Here is a 1,161-nt window from a genome sequence, read left to right on the forward strand (position 1 = left end):
GATGATATTGCCGCGGTATTGGATGATGTTGCGTTGATGTCAAAAATGGCGGCAAAAAAAACCGCAGGTGTATTGGGTGATGATTTAGCGTTAAACGCTCAGCAGGTCTCGGGTGTCGCATCTGAGCGAGAAATTCCAGTAGTTTGGGCGGTGGCCAAAGGTTCATTTAAAAACAAACTGATTTTGGTGCCTTCTGCATTATTGATTAGCGCAATTATTCCTTGGTTGATCATGCCATTGCTACTAATCGGCGGTTTGTTTCTCTGTTTTGAAGGGGCTGAAAAAGTACTCGAAAAACTGTTTCCACACTCACATCCCCATGAAGAAAAAGAAGAGCTTGTGGATACGGGCGAGTCGTTAGAGGATTACGAAAAGCGAAAAGTTGCAGGTGCGATTCGAACCGATTTTATTCTCTCAGCGGAAATTATTGTGATTGCGTTGGGCACCGTGACTGGTGCGAGTCTTGTGACGCAAATCTTAGTGGTGAGCTTAATTGCGGTCATCATGACCATTGGTGTTTATGGCTTAGTAGCAGGCATCGTGAAATTGGATGACTTGGGCTTCTACCTTGAAATTCGCTCAAAAGGTAAGGGCTGGATGGCGAAAGTTGGCAGTGCTTTAGTTGCTTTTGCACCAAAGCTGATGAAGTTGTTAACGATTGTGGGAACTGCTGCGATGTTTTTAGTCGGTGGCGGGATTGTAGTGCATAACGTGCCAGCCATTCACCACTTTGTAGAACCGATTATTATGAACTTTAGTGGTCATTCGGTTGCTACAGCGATTCTGCCTATTTTGCTTAACGGCATTATCGGTTTTGTAGCGGGTTTGATTGTGGTTGCTGTATGGACGGTGGTAGAAAAGCTTCGCGGTAAATAATCCACATATAAAATGAAAAAGGGCCATGCTGTCTCTAATGCGGAGAACGTCATGGCCCTTTTTTATGCACATTATTTACGTGAAGCGATTACTTCACTTTCCACTCAATTTGTTCGTTTGCACGAATAGGCACAACGATGTCGTTGCCAAATGGCATGGATTCAGGAACATCCCAAGCTGATTTTTCTAGCGTCACCGTATCTGCGTTGCGCGCAATACCGTAAAAATCAGGACCGTTGAAGCTTGCAAACGCTTCCAAGTTTTCCAACTTGCCTTCTTTTTCAA

The 1,161-nt window shown here is 44.4% G+C and carries 1 protein-coding gene and 1 pseudogene; one reads left to right on the plus strand and one right to left on the minus strand.

Annotated features, from left to right (window positions below):
- Nucleotides 1–876: DUF808 domain-containing protein (locus tag R7P35_RS25435; protein ID WP_318093180.1), on the plus strand; the 876-nt coding region annotated here is incomplete at its 5' end.
- A gap of 88 nt (nt 877–964) precedes the next feature.
- Here R7P35_RS25435 and R7P35_RS25440 read toward each other — a convergent pair.
- Nucleotides 965–1,161 (minus strand): annotated as a pseudogene (locus tag R7P35_RS25440) (dihydroorotase); the annotation flags it as partial.

Origin of the sequence: Vibrio sp. Vb0304, assembly GCF_033338995.1 — a bacterium.
GTDB lineage: Bacteria > Pseudomonadota > Gammaproteobacteria > Enterobacterales > Vibrionaceae > Vibrio > Vibrio alginolyticus.